The sequence below is a fragment of the Streptococcus sp. 2_1_36FAA genome (assembly GCF_000161955.2).
Lineage (GTDB): Bacteria > Bacillota > Bacilli > Lactobacillales > Streptococcaceae > Streptococcus > Streptococcus gordonii.
Map to the genome: position 1 here is coordinate 32,565 of NZ_KI391976.1, position 17,474 is coordinate 50,038.

13 protein-coding genes are annotated in these 17,474 nt (G+C 42.0%); 2 read left to right on the forward strand and 11 right to left on the reverse strand.

Annotated features, from left to right (window positions below; translation table 11 throughout):
* Nucleotides 1-80 precede the first annotated feature (80 nt).
* The 7 genes from HMPREF0847_RS08050 to rsmH form a co-directional block, all read right to left on the reverse strand.
* Complete coding sequence (locus HMPREF0847_RS08050) at nt 81-824, reverse strand: amino acid ABC transporter ATP-binding protein (RefSeq protein ID WP_008808573.1); 744 nt, start codon at nt 822-824, stop codon at nt 81-83.
* Nucleotides 824-1,633, reverse strand: coding sequence for an amino acid ABC transporter permease (locus HMPREF0847_RS08055; protein ID WP_008808572.1), 810 nt, complete (start codon nt 1,631-1,633; stop codon nt 824-826). Before HMPREF0847_RS08055 ends, HMPREF0847_RS08050 begins: the two co-directional genes overlap by 1 nt.
* Nucleotides 1,634-1,802: 169 nt before the next feature.
* The gene (locus HMPREF0847_RS08060) at nt 1,803-3,146 is read right to left on the reverse strand and encodes a DEAD/DEAH box helicase (protein ID WP_008808571.1); all 1,344 of its coding nucleotides are present in this window, start codon (nt 3,144-3,146) and stop codon (nt 1,803-1,805) included.
* A gap of 99 nt (nt 3,147-3,245) precedes the next feature.
* Nucleotides 3,246-4,229, reverse strand: coding sequence for a phospho-N-acetylmuramoyl-pentapeptide-transferase (mraY, locus tag HMPREF0847_RS08065; protein ID WP_008808570.1), 984 nt, complete (start codon nt 4,227-4,229; stop codon nt 3,246-3,248).
* Nucleotide 4,230: 1 nt separating this feature from the next.
* Complete coding sequence (pbp2x, locus tag HMPREF0847_RS08070; RefSeq protein ID WP_008808569.1) at nt 4,231-6,486, reverse strand: penicillin-binding protein PBP2X; 2,256 nt, start codon at nt 6,484-6,486, stop codon at nt 4,231-4,233.
* Between the two features lie 3 nt (nt 6,487-6,489).
* Nucleotides 6,490-6,810 carry a cell division protein FtsL gene (gene ftsL, locus HMPREF0847_RS08075; RefSeq protein WP_008808568.1) on the reverse strand — a complete coding sequence of 107 codons (321 nt, stop codon included), beginning with the start codon at nt 6,808-6,810 and terminating at the stop codon, nt 6,490-6,492.
* Between the two features lie 8 nt (nt 6,811-6,818).
* A complete protein-coding gene (gene rsmH / locus HMPREF0847_RS08080; RefSeq protein ID WP_008808567.1) occupies nt 6,819-7,769 on the reverse strand; it encodes a 16S rRNA (cytosine(1402)-N(4))-methyltransferase RsmH in 951 nt (316 codons plus the stop codon).
* 194 nt (nt 7,770-7,963) lie between these two features.
* On the opposite strand from rsmH, the gene HMPREF0847_RS08085 reads away from it, so the two are divergent.
* A complete protein-coding gene (locus HMPREF0847_RS08085; RefSeq protein ID WP_008808566.1) occupies nt 7,964-8,179 on the forward strand; it encodes a helix-turn-helix transcriptional regulator in 216 nt (71 codons plus the stop codon).
* 47 nt (nt 8,180-8,226) lie between these two features.
* Complete coding sequence (locus tag HMPREF0847_RS08090; protein ID WP_008808565.1) at nt 8,227-8,766, forward strand: DUF3278 domain-containing protein; 540 nt, start codon at nt 8,227-8,229, stop codon at nt 8,764-8,766.
* A 354-nt stretch (nt 8,767-9,120) separates the two neighbouring features.
* Here the strand turns inward: HMPREF0847_RS08090 and HMPREF0847_RS08095 are convergent, their stop codons facing one another.
* From HMPREF0847_RS08095 to HMPREF0847_RS08110, 4 genes are all read right to left on the reverse strand, one after another.
* Nucleotides 9,121-9,378 carry a DUF896 family protein gene (locus HMPREF0847_RS08095; RefSeq protein WP_008808564.1) on the reverse strand — a complete coding sequence of 86 codons (258 nt, stop codon included), beginning with the start codon at nt 9,376-9,378 and terminating at the stop codon, nt 9,121-9,123.
* 22 nt (nt 9,379-9,400) lie between these two features.
* On the reverse strand, nt 9,401-11,440 hold the full coding sequence (gene glyS / locus HMPREF0847_RS08100; RefSeq protein ID WP_008808563.1) for a glycine--tRNA ligase subunit beta: 2,040 nt from the start codon (nt 11,438-11,440) through the stop codon (nt 9,401-9,403).
* A gap of 2 nt (nt 11,441-11,442) precedes the next feature.
* Complete coding sequence (gene glyQ / locus HMPREF0847_RS08105) at nt 11,443-12,360, reverse strand: glycine--tRNA ligase subunit alpha (protein WP_008808562.1); 918 nt, start codon at nt 12,358-12,360, stop codon at nt 11,443-11,445.
* Nucleotides 12,361-12,719: 359 nt separating this feature from the next.
* The gene (locus tag HMPREF0847_RS08110) at nt 12,720-17,261 is read right to left on the reverse strand and encodes a S8 family serine peptidase (protein ID WP_008808561.1); all 4,542 of its coding nucleotides are present in this window, start codon (nt 17,259-17,261) and stop codon (nt 12,720-12,722) included.
* Between the last annotated feature and the right edge of the window lie 213 nt (nt 17,262-17,474).

Genomic DNA, 17,474 nt, shown 5'->3' on the forward strand with positions numbered 1-17,474 from the left:
TATGTCCAATAAGTCATGCTTATTTTGCTCAAAACAAACTCAGCTGGTAAAACCAACCGAGTTATCTTTCATCCATTATATCAAATATAGGTTCGTTTGTAACTAGCAAAAAACTCTTTCGTCCGTTCTTCTTTCGGATTATTCATAATCTCATCTGGTTTACCGCCTTCAATAATATGCCCCTTATCTAAAAAGAGAACCTTGTCAGCAACCTGTGAAACAAAGGACATATCATGACTAACCAAAATCATTGTTTGACCAGATCTTGCAGCATCAGCAATGGATCTTTCTACTTCTCCTACAAGTTCAGGATCCAGAGCAGATGTAGGCTCATCTAGCAGGAGAACATCAGGTTTCATGGCTAGAGCCCTTGCCAAAGCTACCCGCTGTTTTTGTCCACCTGATAAATGACGGGGATAATGGTTTTCTCGATCTGATAAACCTACCTTGGCCAATTCTTCTTTAGCTATTTTAGTAGCTTCTTCATCTGAAAGCTTCTTGACTACGAGCAGGCCTTCTTTTACATTTTCCAGAGCAGTCCGTCTCTCAAATAGATTAAACTGCTGGAAAACCATGGCTAATTTTCGACGAAGTGTTAAGATTTCCTCCTGAGTAATTTGAGAAAAATCAACTCTAAAATCATCAATCTCAATGATACCGCTGTCTGGAGTTTCCAAGTAATTCAAACTGCGAAGAAAGGTGGATTTACCAGCCCCAGATGAACCAATCAGGGCAATAACCTCTCCTTTTTGGATATCCAAACTAAGATTGTCTAGTACTGCCTGACCAGAGAAAGATTTACTGAGGTTAAAAATGTGAATCATTAAAGGATATCTCCTTTCGCTTGAATTGCTGAATCAATTGCAGCCGGCGTTTGAATGGCCATTTTTCTTTCGATAAAGCGACCAAATTGCTCAATCATAATATTGACAACCCAATAGACTAGAGCGACTGAAATGAAGCGCTCAAAATAACGGTAATCTGAACCACCTAAAATCTGGGCTTGGGCAAATACTTCTACCACTCCAGCACTAAAGGCCAGTGAAGTTCCTTTGGTCAAACCAATTAAGGAGTTGATCAGGGTTGGTGTAGCTACCACTGCTGCATTAGGAATAATCACACGACGGTATACTTGGGCATTGGTCATTCCCAGACTTCTGGCAGCTTCAATTTCTCCTTCACTAACAGAGAGGATTGCTGCACGGATTGTTTCGCTAGCATAAGCTGCCTCATTAAAAGCAAAAGCAACAACAGCAAAGATTGAGGCTGGGATTGCATTGATATTAAAAGCCGTTCCAAAACGTTGATTAATAACCTTTAGAGCTATAGGAATCCCATAGTAGGTAAGCATCAATTGGACTAAGATAGGTGTCCCCCTTAAAAAACTGACAAACAAAGCCTGAATAGGGTACAGAACTTTGACACGGTTGATTTTGACAATAGCAAATATCAGAGCCAAAACCAAACCAAAAAGGGCACCGCCCAACGTTAAAAATAAGGTTGTTGGTAATTTTTCAATAATTCTTGGCAGGGCATCAAAAACAGATCTTAAACTAAAATTTTGGCCATCCGGAATGGACTTCATTAATTCCTGATACCAGTTAGAAGCTAATATAACTAAACTTGCGTTCATTATTCAATCCTTTCATCATTCTCATATAAGAAGGTCTATGCTTTTTAACAAATTTACCATGTCTTTATGAGACCAGAAAAAAAGATAGACCAGTATACTCTAGTCTATCACACTATTTTTATATCGAACAGTATAATTTATTTATCAAGGGTATAAGCAAATTTTATGACTAGAAGCTTTGGCGCTTGGCCTTGCGTTCTGCACGACCTCGAGCACGATTTTCGGCCCGCTTAGTCTTACGACGTTTTTCATTGACAGCCCACTGAATTTTTTTCTTATAGCCAGGTTTGATTTTCTTCTTTTTCTTTTTAACCAAACCAATCATTTCTGTATCAAGCTTCTCATAAGACTTTTCGCGGTTGGCTCGTCGATCTCGATCATAAGTGTCCTGAAATTCACCGTTCTTTATCATCTTAGGAATGAACTTGATACCCAGTTTCTCTAATTCACGAATATCAGAGTCATCACTTGGCTGATAAAGCGCAATGGCCGTACCAGGAAGTCCATTGCGTCCTGTTCTTCCCACTCGATGGACAAAGAAAGACAGGTCCTGCGGAATAGCATCATTGATGACATGACTGACCCCCTCAATATCAATTCCCCTTGCTGCTAGGTCAGTCGCAACAATATATTCAAAATCAAGATTTTTCACTTGATTCATAATCCGCTTGCGCTCACGTGGTGCAATATCACCGTGAATCTTAGCCACTTTCAAGCCTTGAGCAAGTAAGTAACTATGTAGCTCATCTGCTCTTGTCTTAGTATTCACAAAAATCATAGCCAAATAAGGCTGTAAGATGCGGCTAATTTCATAAATCTGCGCGTTTTTATCGCGCCCCTTTGTTGAAACCAGCCAATTTTCAATTGTATCTGAAATGACCGTTTTAGTCTTGATTTGCTCCATGACCGGATTAGACAGATATTTCTTCAAGAAAGGCTGTAGCTTCTGCGGAATAGTCGCTGAGAATACCAAAAACTGCAAATCTTTTGGTAAGCTTGAGGCGATTTTATCCACTGTTTCCAAGAAACCCATATCTAGTGTCATATCCGCCTCATCCACAACAAAGGTTTTGGCCTTATGAATGGCTAAATCTCCCGACTTGACCAAGTCATAGATTCGGCCTGGTGTTCCGATAACAATATGAGGCTGGCTAAATTCAAGTTTATCAATTTGGCGGTTCTTGTCAGTCCCACCCACATAATTAGCAACACGAATTTCTTTATCAGAAAAAGAAGCAATCTGTCTAGTTGCTTGATAGATCTGGGTGGCTAACTCACGGCTTGGTGCCGTAATCACAACTTGTACGTGATCCTCATCTTCATTCAGCTTTTGAAAAATCGGTAGCAGAAAAGTATGGGTCTTCCCAGAACCTGTCTTTGATTCACCGACAAGGTCGCGCCCAGACAAAACAACTGGAATCAACTTCTCCTGTACCTCTGTTGCTTCAACAAACTTTAGATCCTCTAAAGCCTCCTGAATATAATTTTTAAAAGTAAATTCTGTAAATTTCATTTTTTCCTCTTATCCTTAGTAGTCCTATCTATTATAACAGAAATTATGGATTTATAGCCATTTATATGAAAAGAAGGAGAACAATCGTTCTCCTTTTTCTTACAAATACAAAATTGCTAGAGTAATCAAACTTGCAACAAGGCCTATTCCCCAGAAGAGAAAATCCACCTTCCATTCACTCCAAGCCTTACCACGGCCAGAAAAACCACCAAGTTCAAAATGATGGTGAACCGGAGTCATTCGGAAAATCCTCTTACCACCTGTCATCTTAAAGTAAGTAACTTGGAGCATGACTGAAGCTGTTTCAAATACGTAGACAATCCCAATCAAAAGCAAGGTCCATTCTTGATGGAGGGCAATAGAGAGAGCCGCCAGCATACCTCCTAGAGCCAGACTACCTACGTCTCCCATAAAGATCTTAGCAGGTTTATGGTTAAATCCGAAGAAGCCAAGCAGGCCACCAATCATACTAAAGATCACAATCAGAAGATCAAAACGTTTTTGTTCTAAAGAAATAACTGCATAAGCTCCCAAGCTGATCACGACGGAAATACTTGCAAGACCGTCAATTCCATCAGTTAGGTTGACTGCATTGGAAAAACCAACCAACCAAAAGAGAACAAAGAAAATATAAAGAAAACCTAATTCCAGTGGAAAGCCAAAAACGTTCAACATGTCCCCACCGCCGTGACGTTCAAAAAAGAGATAGAAAACCACACCGCCAACCAGCTGCAAGAATAGTTTTTGCTTAGGATTCAGTCCCTCGTTGATTCGGCGGAAAACTTTTAAGAAATCATCTAAAAAGCCAACTAAACCGTACAAGAACAGAATAAACAAAATAGTTGTAACGTTGCTAGAAAGATTTCCTGAAAATAATGCAATGACAAAACTCGCCACAATCGAAGCCAAGAGGAAAACAGTTCCTCCCATAGTGGGTGTTCCAGCTTTGGCCTGGTGCTGTTTGACATCTTCGTGCATTTGTTGCCCGGAAATGCGGGCTTTTTGATAAAAACGAATAAAGGCAGGGATTCCAATAATTGTTAAAATCAAAGTAGTAATTCCTGCAATTATAGCTGTAAGCATCTTACTCTCCTAGTGTTATTGTTATTTCTTTGAGGTTCTTGATAGAGGTATTGGCTTTTACACTCTGTCCAACAACCTTCGAACCTTCACCTTTGTAGGTAACCTTTATATCTAACCATTTGGCAAAGGTTGATGCGTTCTCTTTCGTCCAACCGTACATGTCTGGCATGTCATCCAGCTCATCTGTTAGAAGAAGTACTTGCTGGTTAGAAGCAACATTCTTACCTGCTTCAACAGATAATTTAGTAATGCTACTTCCTGTACCAAGGATAATCGGCTGAACCAAATTACGACGTAGCTCTTCAGCATAAGAACCCGGTGATTTATCTTTGCCCTTTTCTTTTGTTTTAGGCATAGTGTACTTGGTTTCAGTAATCACATTATCCAAGACATGCGTTGGAGTCGTTAAACCAAGGGTATCTTTCATGGCAACTGCTTCTTCCAAAAGAGGATTAACGACTTCTTTCCATAAATCTGGATAGAACTTCTCCTCAGGCTGCTTCACTGTCACATACATGATGAAATCAGGATCTTCAGCTGGCGTCATAGCAACTACTGAATAGATGTATTCGCCTTCCAAGTATCCGCCTCCGTCCTTAGCTTCTGCTGCAATCTGGGCCGTACCAGACTTGACCGCTACATCTTGACCTGGAACCTGAATGACCGGCACTCCATTTGTCTGTAAGGTACCAAAATTTGGATCTGTCCCAACAGTGATCATATACTTACGAGTCTCTTGAGCTGCTGTTTTAGAAACTGGATTTCCTATGATTTCATTTGTTCCCTTGCGGGCACTGTTAGTGGCCGAATCATAAATGGCACTGATAAATTTAGGTTCCAACATAACACCGTCGTTAGCAATTGCTGTAAATCCACGTAACATTTGAACCTGCGTTACGTTAATCCCTTGACCAAAGGAACTCATTGCAGTTGTAACGACGTTTTTATCCGGAAGATTACCGACGTCTTCACCCATCATACCAAATCGTGTACGAACACCAAACTTGAATTTATCTAAATAATCACGCCACTTATCATCTCCCATCTTTTTCTCCAGACGGGCCATACCGATATTACTTGAATAGGCGAATCCTTGAGCATAAGTCAAGGTCTGACCAGTTGAGAGCCCCATATTGACTCCCCAGTCTTTGATGGTTGTATCCTCGATTTGAAACTCGTCATTAAAGTAGGTTTCATTGGCAGGGAAAGTATGATTATCGATAGCACTAGCCAAGGTAAATACTTTCATAGTTGATCCAGGCTCATAAGGGCTTTGATAAAGCAAGGTTGACCAATTGAAGTCTTTAGACAGACCTTCCTTGGTATCTGCATTAAAACTTGGGCGCTGAGTTGTTGCCAAAACTTCACCTGTCTTAGCACTAACCAGTGTTGCAGACACAAATTTCCCTTTGACCTTTTCCTGGAAAATATCCATTCTTGTCTCTAGATAGCTTTGCAGATGGCTAGAAATAGTCGTATAAACATCTTTACCATTTTCTGTGGCCACAGAGACTTGGTCCGAACCAGGTACAATATTTCCGTTTTTATCGCGCTCATAGGTCACTAGGCCATCCCGTCCAGCCAAGATTTTATCCAAGGAATATTCCAAACCTGTTGAACCACGCAGGCTCTTAGATCCATCCTCATTTTCTTCCAATTGGGCAATACCGACAAACTGAGAAGCAAAGGTTTCATTTGGATAGCTTCGACTAGGACTAGTATCAAAACTGATTCCTTTAACGCCGGCATCTTCCATAGACTTCTTAATATCTGTCATCGTTGCATAAGGAATATTATTTCCTTTGGCACCAAAATAGACCTGAGTCAATTTTTCCTGTGATAGTTGGCTCTTGGCATAATCGGTCTCAATGTCTAACTTATCGTGTAGAATTTGAGCAACTGTCTCATACTGAGAGGGCTCTACATAGAGAATCTCACCTGTAGCTGATTTATACTTTTTATCAATAATGGCATAGAGATTATAAGTCGTTGAATCTTCTGCAATGGCATTACCGTTACGATCATAAATCGTTCCCCGCTTGGCCTGTACTGTTTTTTTAATCTGGTAAACTTTTTTAGCCTCCGCCACCAGGTCTACTCCAAATTTTCGACCTGACCCAATCAAGATAGCAAAGTTAATCAAAAAAACAAAGAAAAGAAAAACAGTCAGGATACTCAGATTTTTCCCCACTTGTTTTCGATTCATATTAGCTGTTTTTCGATTTTTTAAAGCATACCTTAAAATCTTATTCTTCATGCTTTATTCCGCCGTTTTTACGATTGCATTTTGCAAGGTCATTTCCTGAGAGCTGGCCAGGCCAGACAGTCTTTCCTTACGAGTTAAATCATTAATCTCTTGCTTGGCGTTATTAATTTCAACCTGCTTAGTGCTGACTTGGACATTCAAGTCCGTCAAATCATGCTGAACTTGCAAGAGTTTTGTTTGCATAAAGACAACACTAACGGCAATAATAATCGCTGTCAAGATAATCGAAGCATAAAATGCTTTCTCGATACGAGTGAACTTTTTAATCCGTGATTGGAGCTGTTGTCCTCTCGTTCCTTGGCTGTTATTTGGCATTTATTCCCTCACTTGTGTACTTTTTTCGCCACGCGCAATTTGGCTGAATGTGCTCGATTATTCAGCTCAAGCTCTTCTGCACTCGGCAAAATCGGCTTTCGACTGATCAATTCCAGTTTAGGTTTCAAGTCATCTGGAATAAAAGGCAAGCCCTTTGGCACGTCTACTGTCGAAGCCTCTTTAAAAAGTTGCTTGGTCAAGCGATCTTCCAAAGAATGAAAAGTGATGACTGAAATCCGACCATCTACTGCCAGCATATCAATTGCTTGCTGAATAGACTCATCAGCTGCGCCCAGCTCATCATTGACCTCAATCCGAATGGCTTGAAAAATCTGCTTGGCTGGATGTCCTTTTTTCTTTAATTCCTTGGCGGGCTTGGCAGATTTGATAATCTCTGCAAGCTCCGTTGTCGTCTCAATCGGCTTGATCTGTCTAGCTTGCTCAATTTTACGAGCAATTTGTTTTGAAAATTTATCTTCACCGTATTTAAAGAAAATACGCACTAAATCATGATAATCGTAGTCATTGACTACTTGATAAGCGCTAAAATCCGCATGACGATTCATACGCATATCCAATGGTGCATCTTGTTTATAAGAAAAACCACGTTCTCGCTCATCTAATTGGGGACTTGAGACCCCTAAATCATAACAAATACCATCAATCTCATCTACACCAAGTTTTTTTAACTGTAGTTTGAGATGGCGGAAATTATCCTGCACAAAAGTAACCATGCCTTTTTCGATGTATGGTGCTAAACGTTTTTTGGCATGTTCAATAGCTGTCGCATCTTGATCAAAAGCATAGAGATGCCCCTTGGGACTTAACTTACTTAGCAAATATTCACTATGGCCTGCCCCACCTAAGGTCGCATCAACATACACCCCATCAGGTTTAACATCTAAATAATCAATAGTTTCATGAAGAAGAACGGTTACATGATGAAATTCATTTGTCATATCTTATCTATTATACCATAATCAAAAGCAAAAAAAAATTTTAAAGAAAAAGTAGGACCAGGAAAAATAATCCTAAGTTTTTGTCGTATATACTTGACATAATCTCCAAAAAGGATTATACTATTTTAAAAGTCAAATATACACGACATTTGACTGGTGATAAAGGTGATAAAAAAATAGAAAGGAAGGGTGTAATGAATCGTGTCAAAGAATTTCGAAAAGAAAAAAAGATGTCTCAGCTAGAGTTGGCCAAGTCTATCGGGGTATCGCGGCAAACTATCAATATGATTGAAAACAACAAATACAATCCAACCTTGGAGCTCTGCATCAATCTGGCAAAAACACTAGATACTGACCTCAACGCCCTCTTTTGGGATCCCCAGCTGACAGATGAAGATTCAGAGGACTAAGAATTTTTCCTTGTAGCAACATTCATATCTAAAGAAAGGAAGCAAACATGAAAAAAGAAACATTCTCAGACAAGATGATCAAACGATTTTACGGTATTACTGGACCTTTGGATGAGCAAAAGCGACAACAGGCTGAGCATCTAGGAAATATAGGCTTTATTTGGCTTTTCTTTATTCTGATTTTTGGCAATGCTATCGCCTTTCCACTGGCTTTTCGATGGCCTAAAATTATCGCTGTTGCTTATCCTATCCTGCTGGAAATCCTTATCCTCGGCTTCTGTGTCTATATAGTCATTCAAGCACGGCGCAAAGGAATTGATAATCTAGAGCTAGGGCTTCAGGATGAAAAAGAAGAAAAAGCTATGAAACATGCTGGTCTCAAAGCAGGCTTCTCTTATTGGCTGCTCTTCTACCCTCTCTTTAGCATCATGATAGCTGTCATGGAAAAGAAAGATATCCTACAAGTTTTGCTTCAACCTAAACTTATTATAGCTGGATTAGCTGCTGGTCTTGGATTTGGACTGATTATGCATTTTATTTCCAAAGGAAAAATTCGTCAAGCACAAAAAAGGGAGGAAGAAGAATGAACCTTCAATCTTATAAAAATACTATCTTAATTCTACTATTTGCCATTTTTCTAGTCTGCCTCTTCTTTCTGAGGACCACAACAGATCCAGTTCTTTTTTGGATTCTAACCTTCACTTGCGTCGCAATACTCTACATCAGCTACAAACTCTTAAAAAAGAAGAAAAAATAAAATGAGGCTGGGACAAAAGTCCTAGCCTCTCAATTGTCTTTGGATTGTCGAGCAAGACGCAGCGGTTGAGTGGGCTCTACTACGCTGATTTCATCAGCTTTTACAGCCCTACTCAACTGTGCGGAGGTGGGACGATGAAATCGAATTCTAACGAATTACCGATTTCTGTCCCACTCTCATTTTTTTATGAATTTGGATCATCTAGACTGCGACCGTGAAGACCTTTCTCACGCTGAACTTGACGCAATTTTTCAGGCGTCACATCATTGCCATCCTCGTCGACAATCTTGATGCCTTCAATGTGATGACGAACAGAGCGACGGTAGCCCTCGATATACTCTTCACGAAGCTTGGCTTGTTCCACTTTTTCCTCAGCAGTTAAGCCTTCCGTTTTTTTCTTTTTAGCCAGTTCATTAATACGGGCAATTTTTTTAGGATCCATGATTCTACCTCTCTCTTACCTTTTATTTGGTATTAATCTGATTAAACTGCGCCATTTGTCCCGCTTTGGCTGTCAAAGAAGACAGGAGAGCTAGACGGTTGTTACGCACAGCCTCATCTTCTGCCATGACCATGGTATGGTCAAAGAAAGCGTCGATAACTGGGCTGAGGGCAAATAGTTGGTCCAGATTAGTAGCTAAGTCAGATGTCAGCTCGACTTTTTCAATGGCAGTAGCCAAGTCTTTTTCCTCTTGATTTTCAAAGAGTGCTGGATTGACAGCGGTCTGCCCTTGGGCTTTCTCAGCTAGATTAAAGACACGAGACAGGCTTTCGACTGCTGACTTAAAGTTGTCTTCCTGAGCTTTTTCTGCTAGAAGCGCAGCCGTTTCTACCAAATCACGTACGACGAACTGAGTGCTTTGAAGAACAGCCGTCACGATGTCTTTTGGAATGTTGCGATCCATCATTTTCTCAACACGGGCACGGAAGAAGTCCAGCACGGCCTCTTGATTGTCATAACTTAGGCTATCAAACTCGAGTTCGTAAAGTCGGCTAACCAGCTGAGCCAAGTCAATGTTCCAACCAAACTTGTCCAATATACGCACAACACCCTGAGTCGCACGGCGCAGCGCATAAGGGTCATTGGAACCGCTTGGAATCAAGCCAACTGAGAAGAAGGACAGAATGGTATCCAGCTTATCAGCCAGTGCCAAGACTGCTCCGACCTTGGTGTCAGGTAATTCGCCATCGGCTGATGTTGGCATATAGTGCTCCCGAATGGCAGCTGCCACTGCAGCATTCTCGCCAGCCAGAAGAGCATACTTCTCACCCATGATACCTTGCAGCTCATCAAATTCACCAACCATGCCAGTCAGCAGGTCAAACTTATAAATAGCCGCTGCGCGAGCCAAATCAGCTGCCTCATCAGCATCCAATCCTGCTTCTTGCGCCAAGAGAGCAGCAATCTTACCAGTCCTCTCCATGTGCTCTGCCAGAGAGCCAATTTTTTCATGGAAGGTCACATTGCCCAACTTTTCAACCAAGTCGGCAATAGCCAATTTTTGATCTTCTCGCCAGAAGAATTCCCCATCTTCCAGACGAGCCACCAAGACTTTCTCATTTCCCTTGATGACATTTTCTAGATGCTCTGCATTTCCGTTGCGGACAGAGATGAAGTGCGGCAAAAGTTTGCCTTCAGCATCGCGCACAACAAAGTAACGTTGGTGCTCTTTCATAGAAGTTACCAAGACTTCCTCAGGAACTTCTAGGTATTTGGCATCAAAATTACCCAAGAAAGCAGTTGGATATTCTACCAGATTCAACACTTCATTGAGCAGGTCTTCGTCAATCTCGATAGAAACCCCGTGCTCCTCTTCCAGTGCTCGAATCTGCTCGACAATCATATCTCCACGTTCAAGAGGGCTGGCAATAACAAACTGAGCCCGTAGGTCATCTTCATAGGAATCTGCTGAAGCAATCTCCGTTTCTTGACCTAAGAAACGGTGCCCACGGCTGGTACGACCGCTCTTGATGTCCAAGAAATCCAAATCAAAGGCCTCTTCATCTAAGAGTACAGTCAAGGTGTGGACTGGACGGATGTATTCAAAGGTGTTGTTAGCCCAGTGCATGCTGACAGGGAAGGTCAAAGCTTGTAGAACCTCTGTCACTGCTGGGATGATTTCCTCTACCGGACGGCCGATCTCTTCCTTGGTCACATAGACGTATTCCTCACCCTTGATTTCACGGAAAGTAATGTCCTCAACCGTCAAGCCCTTGCCACGGACAAAGCCTTCGGCAGCCTTGGTAAAGTTGCCATCAGCATCCAGTGCAATTTTCTTAGAAGGGCCTTTGAAATCTTCGGTCAAATCAGACTGCTTGTCTGCCAAGCCAACCACGCGCACCGCCAGACGACGAGGTGTGGAGAACATTTCAATTTTCTCAAAGGTCAGACGATGGTCTGTCAGGAAGGCTCCCATCTTGTCGCGCAGCTGCTTCATGCTTGGTGTCACGACATAGGCTGGCATTTCCTCCAAGCCTAACTCAACTAATAAATTTTTTACCATGATTATTCTCCCTCCTCTGCCAAGAGTTTCTCGCGAGTCTCTGCATCCAAAAGTGGATAGCCCAGACGCTTGCGCTCAGCCACAAAGGTCTTGGCCACGACACGCGCCAGATTACGAATGCGAGCGATATAGCCTGCTCGCTCTGTCACGGATACAGCTCCACGCGCATCCAAGAGGTTAAAGGTATGCGAGCATTTGAGAACATAGTCATAAGCTGGGTGCACCAGATGTTCGTCCAGACAGCGCTTAGCTTCCGCTTCAAACCTCTCAAAATTCCCCAAGAGCAAGTCTTGGTCACTGACCTCAAAGCTGTACTTGGAATGCTCGTACTCAGGATGAGTGAAAATTTCACCATACTTAACGCCATCAGCCCACTCAATGTCATAAACTGAGTCCACTTCTTGAATATAAGAAGCCAGACGCTCCAAACCATAAGTCACCTCAGCGGTCACTGGGTGAGTTGGCAGACCTCCAACTTGCTGGAAGTAAGTGAACTGAGTGATTTCCATACCATCCAGCCAAACTTCCCAGCCCAAACCAGCTGAACCAGTTGATGGATTTTCCCAGTTATCCTCGACAAAGCGGATATCGTGCTCCAACGGATTGATGCCCAAGAGCTCCAAAGACTGCAAGTAAAGTTCTTGAATATTGCTTGGAGATGGCTTCATAACCACCTGAAATTGGTGGTGCTGGTAAAGACGGTTAGGATTTTCCCCATAACGGCCATCTGCTGGGCGACGAGACGGCTCGACATAGGCCGCATTCCAAGGCTCAGGCCCAATAGCCCGCAGGAAGGTATAAGGACTCATCGTTCCCGCCCCCTTCTCATTATCATAAGCCTGCATAAGCATACAGCCCTGATCATTCCAGAATTGCTGTAAAGTCAAAATTATTTCCTGAAAGGTAAGTTTCTTGGACATTAGTTACTCCTTTTGTTTTTATTTTAGCTCAGGGACCATCTTTTGCTCCGTTTGAACAAACAAAAGAACCACATCCGACAGTCCTAGGCTATTGCGACCTAGGGGCGTCAAAAACGCGGTTCCACCCTAATTTATTACTTCATTACGTTTAAAAATGTTAACCAAAAGCGCCATCTGCTCTGCTTCCCTATCTGGCTCACACTATCCCAGACTCGCTAAAAAGTAGACAAAGAGATTTCTTTCTAAAAAAGATTATAGCAGAAATCCTAACTATTGTAAAACACTTATGTGCCTATCATAAAAGAAATCCCTCAAGTATAAACCTAAGGGATTCTAATTCTAAAGTAAGCTTGAAATATTTATGCTTGTCTTGGCTTTCTTGGCTTCACAACTCTTGGTTTTCTACCATCAAGTTTTCTTCTAGCTACCTTCAAATTCGCAATAGCTTCCTTAACTTCTGCTTGGCTAGCTCCCGGATCGTCCAGAACTGCCTTAGCCTGAGCGTACGCTTCTAAATATGCTGCTTTAACATTCTCGCTAGCATAGATAAACTTATTGCTGATTGCTTGATAGTGCATGTCGTATTCTACTAATTTTTGTAAATCAGTAAAGTTCGTTGGCTTACCATCTAATTTTTTCTCAGCTGCCGCCAGTTTAGCCAGTGCCGTATCGATTTGCTCCTGGGTTACCTTCTCTTGAAGTAAAAGAAGAGTAACTTCTTGGAAGGCTTGGTCATAGGCACGGCGGTTTCTATCCTTAGCATTAGCATAAGCACCTGTCTTCGTTGTTGCAGCATAAGCTTCTACTGCCGCTTTAACAGCTGCTACATCGGATTCTTTACCGTCAAGATCAGTTGTTGCGGCTTGCAATTTAGCAACAACAGCATCCACCTCTGCCTGCGTCAATTTACCAGCTAAAGCGTCTTTAGCAGATTGATAAGCTTGATCATAAGCCAGACGTTTTGCGCTAGAAGCATTATAATATTGAACTGTCGTTACTAGATTTGATTGCTGATTAACCGCAGCCATAAGAAGGGTTTTAACAACAACTCCTAGTTTAAGAAGATTGTTCTTACCTTCAAGAACTTCAACAGTTGGATCTGTTTCTACAAGCTCATAACCAGTTGGGAGATTTACAAAGACAGAGTAGAATCCCGCCCCTACTGATCGTCCAAAGGAATTCTTACCAAATTTAGCAGCAGGCAAAGTATATACATCGCCATTGTTGTTCTTCAGAAGCACTTGGGTATTCTTTGGTACAGCCTGATCAAAAGTGACACTGACTGGCGCAAAGACAACTTCCTTAACAAGGAACTCGATGGTCTTGAAGCTATCTTGTGCTGTTAATTCAAATTCCTGCGTCTTGGAACCGTAGAACTTGATTTCATCCCTATCATAAGTGAAGACTTCTACTGTATAACGACCGAACGGCAAGAAGTTGATATCTTTTCCTTTGTCCAAATCAACGTATTTTCCTTTGTCATCCTTGATTCGATAGACAAAGGTCGTGTCAACATCTTTATGTGTAGTTGCATCCACCATGGAAACTCGGATCCGACCTGAATTTTCAGGGCTGACAAATTCAGACAAGGCAAGAACGTCTTTGTTGCCTGCATAATCTTCTACCGCATAGAAAATCTGAGACTTGTCCACTCCTTCTGGCAAGGTGTAAGTACCATCTTCATTGGCTGAAAGATAAACTCTATGCTCGTATTCCCGTTCTTTTCCATGGGAATCCACGTCCTTATAAGTGATCGAACCTTCTTCGTCTGCCTTCAAGTAGAAGACTTGTTCGCGCAGGATACCACCGTTTCCGACATCCTTTGGCTTACGGACTGTTAAAGTCTCAACACCGTCTTTATTCGTGATATAACCTGAAGTAATCTGAGGTTTTTGGGTATCAATTTGAAGATCGAAACTTACGGTTTGTTCTTCTGCACCAGGCACGTCAGGTGTGTAGCGTACGACATAGGTATAGCGACCATCTTCTAACGGGTTACCCTTGCTATCGCGACCATCCCAAACAGTATTTGTCAAAAGATAAGACTTCGGTTTTCTCGCATCACCGCTATAGAAATTCTTACGGCCATCCCAAGCCTTGCTACTTTGCCAGATTGGGAAGCGGTAGTCAGTATCATCTGTTGTATACACACTAGCTGTCAGATTGTTCACATTCCGGTAGAAAACTGAACGGTACTGGATTACATCTTTATTGCCATCTCCGTTTGGTGAGAAGGCTAAGCGAATATTGCCATCAGCATCCAGCTGTAAGATATGTTTCCCATCAGCATTTTCAGCAGTTCCTAAGACGACTGAACTGCGGTCTACAGTTTTACCAGTCGAATAAAGGGTATCTTTAGACGTTGTTACGAGGCTCGTCACATTGCTTTTAGAATCAATACTTTTATCCTCTGGTACCTGATAATAGAAACCTGATTTGCCATCGCGAACTAATTTATAAATTGGTTTTTCAGCAGCTGGCAGATTCTGGAATTGACCACGGAAGCCCATAAATGGAAGGCTCACTACGTCGCCATCATCTGCTGGATCAACAAAGCGAACAAAACCTTCCAAGAAGTAGCCGTTTGGCATTAACTTGGTCAGCTCTTCTGCAAATTTAGCCACATTAACCTTCACAGTTACAGTCTGACTACTATGAGCTTTGACCGTAACTTCAGGCCAGACTGTCTCAGTCAATTTACGAGGTGTCAGATCGAATTGACCATCCTTAACCGTATCTGTATTGGTATTGACAATCATTTTCAGGGTTCGGTCAGTATCAGTAATATTATGAACCGTCACGTCAAACGTAAAACTATCTTCGACATTGCCTAAGGATACGCTTGGGTATTGGTTTTCCCCAGTAACATAAAGTCCAGTAGACACCGCAGCAGCTGTATCAACGATTCCTGCACCTTGCTGACGCGGAGAGGTATAAGCACCTGTTTCTTTATCAATATGCAATTTCGCAGTAGACATGATCAAAGCCTTGACCAATTCAGAATTCTGAGCTGGAGTTAGGTTTGGATAATGCTTGAGCAGGTATTCTTTCACCAAGGCCGCAACACCAGCCACATGTGGAGAGGCCATACTGGTTCCGTTCATGCTACCATAGGTATTATCATTGAGTGAAGAATAGATAGATCCACCTGGAGCTGATACATCTGGCTTCAGCTGCCCATCGGTAGTAACACCCCAGCTAGAGAAATCAGATAGTTCTTTAGCTGTTGGATTTGGACGATTATCTTTCAATCCATTGAAGGCAATCTTATAATTACCAGCAGCCAAGGCTTCACCATACTGTTTGCTGATAAAGGCTGATGGAGCTGATTCTGAATCCTTATCCAAGGCCATCTGGATATTAGCCCCTTCAACATTGTTGTAGATGAGGGCACCAGCTGCACCATGTTGGATCGCATTTTTAATCTTCTCAGAGAACGTAATTGAACCACGCTGAATAAGGGCCAACTTACCTGTCAAATCTAAGCCATTAAAATCTTCTTCGCGTCCTTGACCAGCATTGACATACTCATATTCCTTGCCCTTTTCAAAATCAGCTTTGCTATCTGCTTTGGCAAATGTGAATTTTCCGTTGCTTAATTCAGCATTATCTTCCAGACCACGAACTTCCATGACTTCCTCAGTCACTACCGTATTATCAACAGAGGCAACTGAAATAGCTCCTTCTGCAGTTGAAGGGTTTCCGACTAAACCATAGTCTGGATTTTCAGCTAGAGGTTTAGAATGGCCACTTCCGAAAGTATTTTCGTTACCAGCCGCAATTACGACACTGACTCCTTTAGCTCGAGCTCGTTCAATCGCTGCAGAGAGACTAGGACTCATGTTTACGACTGATCCTGTTGCTGAACCCAAACTCATATTGATGGAATCTGCCCCCAAGGCTACCGCATCTTCAATGGCCTTGATATAAATGGCGTCGCTCGTAGTTTTTTGACGGTCTGAGAAGACCCTCATGAACATCACTTGAGCTTCAGGAGCAACCCCATAGATGTATTCTCCATTGCTATCCTTCTTGTCTGGATTTCCAGCCGTGATACCAGTAACGTGCATCCCGTGAGAATAGCTATCTTTTTCCTTGATGCTATCATCGCCATCAATATAGTTATAGGCATAGACAACCTTGCTGTTATACCATTTACCATAATCAATTCCGGCCTTCTTCTTTGCCTCTTCAAGAGCAGCTTCCGTTTGGTATTTGGCTTTTGAAGGGTCCGAAATACGCAAGACTTCATGGTGGACGTCTAAACCAGAGTCGATAACAGCAACCAAGCGGCCTTCCCCTTTATAACCTTGAGACCATGTTTGAGGAACCTTGATGATTTCATTACTACTGATGCTAGTTGGTTGCTCGTCCTTGCTGACTTTATCTTCTTCCTCAGAAGTCGCAGTAGCAACTGGCTGACCTGTATTTTCTGACGCTACAGCTTCTGTAGTCGCTGGCTTGCTTTCAGGATTTTCAGCCCTAACCTCCTGCTTATCATCTTTCTTCGCAGATGAAGGGCTTGTTACCTCTGCTGTCGAAACAGTCTGTTTTGGCTCTGTAGCTACAGTTGTTTCGCTAGCTACTTGCTTTTCTTCCTTAGTTTCTCCTGCTGATGGAGCTTGAGCATTTGCTGGCTCTGAACTTGAGGATTTGTCTACTTCTTCAGAAGCTTGCGACTTTTCCTCTTTTACTGTCGCCTTATCCGCAGAAAGAGACTCCTGCTCTGACGGATCAGCTGTCGTAACTAGGCTTGACTGCTGACTCGCTTCTGATGTATTAACGGCAGTCTGTTCGTCCGCATTAGCTTGGCCTGAACCAAAAATCAAAGCAGTTCCCAACAAAGCCGAAGCCAAACCAAATTTGAACTTCCGAAGTGAAAAACGTTGTTGTCTTTTCATACAAAACTCCTCAATATTTTTTAACTCATATTATAATAAAAATTGTCTGAAAATTCATACTTTGTTATAAAATGTAACGAAAATGTAATATTCCCGAATGTTTTTCTACTTAATACCTATTTTATAAAGTTTGATGAGTCAATTTGTTTGAAATATAGAACAAAATTAGAATAATATACGGTTTTTAGCACCTTTGTCGTAAGAAATAGTCCT

What these genes read in the sequence shown, in the direction of transcription:
- HMPREF0847_RS08050 (WP_008808573.1), bottom strand. Translation starts at nt 824, where the DNA reads ATGATTCACATTTTTAACCTCAGTAAATCTTTCTCTGGTCAGGCAGTA.
- HMPREF0847_RS08055 (WP_008808572.1), bottom strand. Translation starts at nt 1,633, where the DNA reads ATGAACGCAAGTTTAGTTATATTAGCTTCTAACTGGTATCAGGAATTA.
- HMPREF0847_RS08060 (WP_008808571.1), bottom strand. Translation starts at nt 3,146, where the DNA reads ATGAAATTTACAGAATTTACTTTTAAAAATTATATTCAGGAGGCTTTA.
- mraY (WP_008808570.1), bottom strand. Translation starts at nt 4,229, where the DNA reads ATGCTTACAGCTATAATTGCAGGAATTACTACTTTGATTTTAACAATT.
- pbp2x (WP_008808569.1), bottom strand. Translation starts at nt 6,486, where the DNA reads ATGAAGAATAAGATTTTAAGGTATGCTTTAAAAAATCGAAAAACAGCT.
- ftsL (WP_008808568.1), bottom strand. Translation starts at nt 6,810, where the DNA reads ATGCCAAATAACAGCCAAGGAACGAGAGGACAACAGCTCCAATCACGG.
- rsmH (WP_008808567.1), bottom strand. Translation starts at nt 7,769, where the DNA reads ATGACAAATGAATTTCATCATGTAACCGTTCTTCTTCATGAAACTATT.
- HMPREF0847_RS08085 (WP_008808566.1), top strand. Translation starts at nt 7,964, where the DNA reads ATGAATCGTGTCAAAGAATTTCGAAAAGAAAAAAAGATGTCTCAGCTA.
- HMPREF0847_RS08090 (WP_008808565.1), top strand. Translation starts at nt 8,227, where the DNA reads ATGAAAAAAGAAACATTCTCAGACAAGATGATCAAACGATTTTACGGT.
- HMPREF0847_RS08095 (WP_008808564.1), bottom strand. Translation starts at nt 9,378, where the DNA reads ATGGATCCTAAAAAAATTGCCCGTATTAATGAACTGGCTAAAAAGAAA.
- glyS (WP_008808563.1), bottom strand. Translation starts at nt 11,440, where the DNA reads ATGGTAAAAAATTTATTAGTTGAGTTAGGCTTGGAGGAAATGCCAGCC.
- glyQ (WP_008808562.1), bottom strand. Translation starts at nt 12,360, where the DNA reads ATGTCCAAGAAACTTACCTTTCAGGAAATAATTTTGACTTTACAGCAA.
- HMPREF0847_RS08110 (WP_008808561.1), bottom strand. Translation starts at nt 17,261, where the DNA reads ATGAAAAGACAACAACGTTTTTCACTTCGGAAGTTCAAATTTGGTTTG.